The organism is Paenibacillus zanthoxyli JH29 (assembly GCF_000520715.1).
GTDB lineage: Bacteria > Bacillota > Bacilli > Paenibacillales > Paenibacillaceae > Paenibacillus_AQ > Paenibacillus_AQ zanthoxyli.
This window is the reverse complement of record NZ_ASSD01000244.1, coordinates 1-6,139: the sequence shown is the minus strand read 5'-3', so window position 1 is coordinate 6,139 and position 6,139 is coordinate 1. Positions and strand designations below refer to the sequence as shown.

The window sequence follows — 6,139 nt, the reverse complement described above, 5'->3', positions numbered from 1 at the left end:
CGCTGGCCGCCGCCGTCGGCGGCACCATCGATCCGATGCGGGTCATCGAGAGCAATATGCTGGGCGGCAATCTGTCTCCGGCCATCAAGCAGATCCTATATCTGGTCTTCGCTTTCCTCGGGGCGCATTTGGGCAGCGAGCTTGTCAAATGGGTATGCGGCAGGGGGTAAGGCCATGAGGGTTCCGCCCTTTCAACAGTTTCGCCGGTTCTCCCGGATATCAGCCATTTTTGTACTGGGGATGATCGTCGGCAGTGTAGTGTACAATGCGATTTTCCACCTCGGCTTCAGTACTCTGTGGCTGGACAATCAGGCTCTGCGCGTACAGCTGGAAGAGTATGAGAATGATATTCTGACTCTCAAAAAATACAAAAACAGTTCGACGGTCATCAAGGAGATCAAAATCCGTACCGAGGACGGCGGATCGCAGAAATATGCGAATGGGCTGGACCCCGCAACCGTTAAAGACATTGTCCGCAAAATGGGCGACGATCTCGCGCCGATGCGGGGCCGCAGCGTCTTCGAGATCGACGGGGACAGCAAAATGGCCCGTCTACTGCTTAGCGGCAAGGTGTACCTCGTGCGCGACAAGGAGTATGCGGTCCGCATCCGGACGATGCTTGTCATGGAAGGCGTCCTGCAGATTTGGGTGGAGATCATGCCGGGCAAGCATCTCTGATCTTTGGGAGAGGCATGGGCAGGCCCCTAAAACCGTGCTACAATAAACTTAAGAAACCGCTTCACCGCCGTCTTTCAGGCAGCTGCATACCGGCGGCAGACGAAGAGTGCAAGGAGGCGTCCATGATTCTGTTTATCAAATATCTGCTGTTTCTCCTACTGACCCTCTCCGTTCTCGGCGCGGCTTATTTTAGCGCCGCATCCCGCCGCGCCGCAAGCTCCGAAGAACGGGGACTGAAGCGGGCGGTCATGAATATTTTGCTTGGATCGATGCTCGTACTGCTTGCGCTCATGTCGATGTTTCTATTCCGGGGCTCCACCGTCAGCGTCATTGTGGAAGCGGTGTTTCTTGTGCTCGGCGCCTTCAATATATTTTCCGGATTGCGCAGCTACGGCTATTACAGCAGTCTGGGCAAGTCCCGGCCGCAGCGGTGAGGCGGTTATGCTGAAGCGGCGAACTAGCTTTGAAGACGCTCAAACAGCCTTCCTCCCTTTCGGGACGGGAAGGCTGTTTATTTTCCCCTACTTCTTCCTTACCGGCGAATCAGCTTCCGGATAAAGGGAACCTGAAGAATCTGCTTTTTAATCAGCCGCACGCGGAACTCCTGCTTTATTTTGCCATAGATGTCCGGGCAGTTGCTGCGTATCCATTGATACATGTACATAAAGTCATCCTTCGTTTTGGCCGAATTCCATAGATAATACACGATCGTATCATAAGCGGTATTGTTGAACCAGCCGTTCATCTCGTTCTTCTGATAGCTGTACCGCTCGATAGCCAGGTTGCGGATGCTGCGCTTTTCTTCGAGATTCCGTACAAGAAAATCCCGGGACAGATTGAACGTAATGTTATTGCCGTGAATCCGGTACACGCCCACTACCGCATCAATGAATCCCGCGTCGCCGACCAGCAGGGAGCGAAGATAGATGGACGCGTCGTTCACCATATTCATTTGCAGAATATCCATGTTAATCAGAGCTTCCCGCCTAAAGAGGGTGGTGAGCGTAGAAGCCGGTTTCCCATAGCCGGGACGCTCGAAGTTCAGAAAATAAGTCCGCCGGTCGGTCACCTCGGATAGCCCGAGTTCCTGGAGCTTCAGCCGCTGCGAGGCGGAATATTCCAGAAAGACGTTGGCGGCGACGAAGGAAAGACCGGGACGGCTCTCGTGAAAGGCCGCAGCCCTGCTGAAATATCCGCTGTCGATCAAGTAATCGTCATCGTCCAGGAACAGAACGTATTCTCCGTCCCCGTGCGCGGTGAATGCCGCAAGCCGGTTCGCTCCCGGGCCCTGATTGGTCTCATTGCGCATGTAAATAACACGCGGCTCGTCTCCGAAACGCTCCTCCATCAGAGCTTCCGTACCGTCCGTCGAGGCGTCGTCAATCACGACAATCTCTTTGTTCGGATAATCCTGAGCGAGTATGCTTTCAACCGCCTGGCGCAGAAAATCCTTACGGTTGTATGTTGTAATGATTACGCTGATTTTGGGAACTGCGCCGGACCGGGCTTCGCTCTTCGAGCGGTCCCTTAATTCCGCGAGCTTGGTCTCCAGCAGGCCGGCTTCTTTTGAATCGCCGAGTCCAAACTGGCTGTCCAGGTAGAAACGAAGAACCTCCAAGGCATCCTTGCCCGCAGCCTGGCGGGCGATAACCTGCGACAGCGACGTCAAGGCTTCCCTCGCTTCCGGCTGCTCCTGCTGAATATAGGCCGCGCATTTCTCAAGCAGGTCCTCTTCCGCAACCGGACCTCCCTCGAGCTTCAGACTCACCCGGTCCATTAACCTACGGCTGGCCTGCCTCATGTGTTCTTCTTGTTCCATTTCCACCCCTCCAGTCACACTTGAAATGCCGCTATATTCTTTTTTCTAATGTCAGCTGCTAACCTTTACTTTCCCGGGAACGAACTTGGCCCTCATTTTTACGCCTAGACCCTTGAACAGACTGAGACTATCCATAAATACCTCGCGTTCCAGAATGGACGCCACGGCGATATAGACCGGTAAAATAATGATTCCAAGCACGAAGGCCCCCAAAAAGATCGATAGATAGGAGTCGAAGGAATAGCCCACAAGATTGTTCAGATAAATGATTCCTACAAATACAGCGATATTCGTAAGCCATCTGCGGAACGTAATCCAGGGGCTTCGCTCCATCAGCCTCCGGTTGGCGTACAAAATAATATCCGTGGAGCGGTACAGCAGCGCGGCCACCGTACCCAGCAGCACGCCGTAAATGCCCAGGAACTGCACCAGAATCAGCGAAGCGGCCAGATTGATGCCGGATTCGAGCAGCGTACGGGTCAGTGTATTTTTGAAATGTCCGGCGATATTGATGACATTGTTGGCGGAAGAACGCGCGTTGATCAGCAGCTTTTGCACCACGAACAGGACCGGAATCCAGTAGAGCACATAATCGACGTCGTTGACGCCCGATGTGTATAGGGTGATAAACGGCAGAATCAGAATATAAGCGACGGTCATCAGCGAAAAGACAAAGGCCATGAAATACAGCTCGTATGCATCGTACAGCTTGATGAATTTCGCCCGGCCCTCGTGATAGCTGTGCCCCAAAGCAAATCGGACGCTCGTATTGACCGTATTGACGATGTTGTCGATGATGGTAAAGATCATGTTGTACATCACGTAGACGCTGACGATTTTCAGATTGGTGAAAAAGGTCAGCACCAGCACGTCGGTGTTCCGGAAGATCATATAGGACAGCTCATGGACGAGCACGAAATTTTTCTGGTTGATGGCCTCAAGATTCGGCTCTTTGTTGAAATCCAGCCATTTATAATGCCGGTTCTTGTAGATATGGAAGGCAACCATTTGAAGCAGCGTCACGGCAAAATAGGAGGCCTGCACGAGCACAATATCCACGCTTTGCAGCAGCAGCACGATCCGCACCAGGTTGTTGATGATATTCCCGATGGTGACGACGGAGGTATCCACATAGCTTTTGCCTTCGGCTTGCAGGTACACCCTGAATTTGCCCTGGTAGTAATAATTGATGGCGCCGCCCAGGCCGTTGAACAGGACAATGCCCATGACCTGCCACATGCCAAGCTCCGACTTCACCGCGAACGGATAAATCGCCGCTATGGCGATGACGGAGAGCAGATAATAAAAGCCCGTTTTTTTGTAATACATGGCGGTGGCGGACAGGATCGAATTGACGCTTTCCCGGTTGTTTTGCGCGATCGGCTTGTACAGCGCCTGAAGCGAAGCCGCGCCTACTCCCGCTTCCAGCAGCGCCAGGTAGGCAATGATCTGGACGACGGATGACACAAGACCGTTAGCCTCCGACCCGTAATTGACCATAATCAGCCGGGGAATGAAGATGCTCAGCACGATGGTGATCAGCTGGCTGCCCAAGCCGAAGACGAGGTTAAGAATGCTCCGTTTAGCTTTCATGGCCCCTCCTTGCAAAAACGGCTGGGGTAATAGCCGCCGCTTCTTCCGCACTTTTGCTTTTCCCCAATGTGCTTTTTCCTAGATAATTATCCAATTTTTCAAAATGCTTCTCCGCCTGTCTGGCGAGAACGGAAACATTCAACCGGTTCGTGTCAAAGCTGCGGACGACCGATTCAGGCTCCATCGATTCCATTGTTTTGAGATCGGCATAGGCTCCCGTAAAATGGGCGTCGTTCATGACATTGATGGTCTTATCGCTGTAGGCGATAGGAAATACGGGTTTGCCGAAGACCCAACCGAGAATCATGGCATGGAAACGCGTCGCGACGATCATACTGGAAGAGGCTAATATGCCAACGGCTTCTTCCAGATTCGTCTTGTAAAAATACAGGGAAGCGTGATCCGCATAAGGCTGCGGAATTAAGGAAAGGATGGCCCTCGCCGCGTCCTCGTCCCCTTCATGTTTGCAAAAAGACATCAGCTTCACCTCATGCCCTTCCTGAATAAAGGCAACGGCGATATCTTTAATTTTGTTGTAGTACATGGAGTCAAGACCTTTAAGGCTGTCGCGGGCCGAGGGTTTAATGACGGAAATGACGATAGGCTTCCCGCTCTCCGGATGGGCCTCTTGCGGATGCTGAAAGATAATATCCGGCGCCAGTCTCACATTGCCCAGATCCTTATACAGCTCGTGAGAGTATTGGTCCCGGAAGCAGATATCGGTATATGTGGAGAACAGCTCTCTGTACTTTTCGTAGAACAGGTCATCCTTATAGGGGCCAAAATTGGCGCCAAGGACGTAAAACGGTTTTTTCGTATCAAAAACATCCAGCTTCCATGAGTAATCTTTTTTCCAGCCTTCCCCCTGCATATACATGGAACCGCCGACCTGGACGACTCCGTCACAGCGTCCGGCAAGCCTCTTCAGAAGGATTTTTTGAAAATCGACATCATCCAATTTCTTCAAAAGCTTTCGGACACCGCGAACCCAAACCGATTCAATCGGGTACACGGTAAGGTTGGGCAGCGAGGCTAGGCACTGCTTGTACTCCTTCCGGGCGGGGAGAATAAAGCGGGTATCCGGATATCTCTCGCAAAGCACCTTGATAAAGAGATCATCGCCCAAATTTAACTTCGTGTACGCGTGAATCATGATTCTTTTCATTTCTTCATCCCTTCCGTTAATAAATATGGCCGTTCCATATCTTGCGTTTCGGGTAACCGAAATCGGCAACGAATAGGTTATTCTCATGGAGAAGGGAAAGCTGATCGGAAAATTTCTGAAAACCGTTTTAACTTTGTTCCAATTCTAAGATAAACTTTCTTCAGTTGGCAATAATAATGCAGGAAATGACAACTTTCGGAGCAAGGGTATCCTCCCAAGAGACACCTTGCTACTAATCCTTTGGAGGGTTGCGGAAGGGTCGCACGCTTTGAAGCAGTTTAAAATATGGCAAACTTCCTGTAAGCCCGCCTTTAACCCAAAAAAAGGACCCGTCTTAAGTAAAGACGAAGTCCTTAAATGTCCCGGTCCGGCGGAGGAATTCCGCGCCAGGGCTATCCATGATCGATCGATTGCAGCATCAGAACGGATTTGGCGACAAGAGTGTCGTGGTGGGTGATCTCGATTTCCAGCTTGCAGGTCCGGCGGCTGCTTTCGAGCAGCCTTGGCGTCACGATAACGGAGTCCTCAATCTGGACCGGCCGCACAAAATAGGTGGACATATTGTCGAGCACATGATCGCTGCCGGTTATATCCTTGGCCGCCTTGAATGCGGAATGCATCATCAGCGTGGAAATAACACCTTCGGATATCGTGCCTAAATCCGTCGCCATCTGCGGGGTAATAAAACCGTGAAAGAACAGCTTGCCCTCCTCGCTGCGCTCCTCGGCAAACCCGTTCCAAATGAGATGGTCGAAGGTCTCCCCGAGCTGCGGCTGATTGCGCACATCCCTCAGGCTCTGGAGCACTTCCTTGCGGGTAAGCGAGCCGACCAGCTTGCGGTTGCGGTCAATAATGGGCAGGAAATCAATGCCCTCCCACATCAT

General features: G+C 51.9%; 7 protein-coding genes. 3 read left to right on the top strand and 4 right to left on the bottom strand.

Annotated features, from left to right (window positions below):
* From L691_RS0109125 to L691_RS0109115, 3 genes are all read left to right on the top strand, one after another.
* A partial coding sequence (locus tag L691_RS0109125) for a YtrH family sporulation protein (RefSeq protein ID WP_025690134.1) occupies window positions 1-170 on the top strand: 170 nt, incomplete at its 5' end.
* Window positions 171-174: 4 nt separating this feature from the next.
* Complete coding sequence (locus L691_RS0109120) at window positions 175-678, top strand: hypothetical protein (protein ID WP_025690133.1); 504 nt, start codon at window positions 175-177, stop codon at window positions 676-678.
* 122 nt (window positions 679-800) lie between these two features.
* Window positions 801-1,112: a YtpI family protein gene (locus tag L691_RS0109115; RefSeq protein ID WP_025690131.1), complete on the top strand. Its 312-nt coding sequence runs from the start codon at window positions 801-803 to the stop codon at window positions 1,110-1,112.
* A 98-nt stretch (window positions 1,113-1,210) separates the two neighbouring features.
* On the opposite strand, the gene L691_RS30625 is transcribed toward L691_RS0109115, so the two are convergent.
* From L691_RS30625 to L691_RS0109095, 4 genes are all read right to left on the bottom strand, one after another.
* The gene (locus L691_RS30625) at window positions 1,211-2,497 is read right to left on the bottom strand and encodes a glycosyltransferase family 2 protein (RefSeq protein WP_025690129.1); all 1,287 of its coding nucleotides are present in this window, start codon (window positions 2,495-2,497) and stop codon (window positions 1,211-1,213) included.
* 51 nt (window positions 2,498-2,548) lie between these two features.
* The gene (locus L691_RS0109105) at window positions 2,549-4,090 is read right to left on the bottom strand and encodes a lipopolysaccharide biosynthesis protein (protein ID WP_025690127.1); all 1,542 of its coding nucleotides are present in this window, start codon (window positions 4,088-4,090) and stop codon (window positions 2,549-2,551) included.
* A complete protein-coding gene (locus tag L691_RS0109100) occupies window positions 4,080-5,255 on the bottom strand; it encodes a polysaccharide pyruvyl transferase family protein (RefSeq protein ID WP_036736287.1) in 1,176 nt (391 codons plus the stop codon). Before L691_RS0109100 ends, L691_RS0109105 begins: the two co-directional genes overlap by 11 nt.
* Before the next feature lie 392 nt (window positions 5,256-5,647).
* A partial coding sequence (locus tag L691_RS0109095) for a hotdog domain-containing protein (protein WP_025690124.1) occupies window positions 5,648-6,139 on the bottom strand: 492 nt, incomplete at its 5' end.

Bases quoted from the DNA above. Each gene is read 5' to 3' on its own strand.
- L691_RS0109105 (WP_025690127.1), bottom strand. From the start codon at position 4,090: ATGAAAGCTAAACGGAGCATTCTTAACCTCGTCTTCGGCTTGGGCAGC.
- L691_RS0109120 (WP_025690133.1), top strand. From the start codon at position 175: ATGAGGGTTCCGCCCTTTCAACAGTTTCGCCGGTTCTCCCGGATATCA.
- L691_RS0109100 (WP_036736287.1), bottom strand. From the start codon at position 5,255: ATGAAAAGAATCATGATTCACGCGTACACGAAGTTAAATTTGGGCGAT.
- L691_RS30625 (WP_025690129.1), bottom strand. From the start codon at position 2,497: ATGGAACAAGAAGAACACATGAGGCAGGCCAGCCGTAGGTTAATGGAC.
- L691_RS0109115 (WP_025690131.1), top strand. From the start codon at position 801: ATGATTCTGTTTATCAAATATCTGCTGTTTCTCCTACTGACCCTCTCC.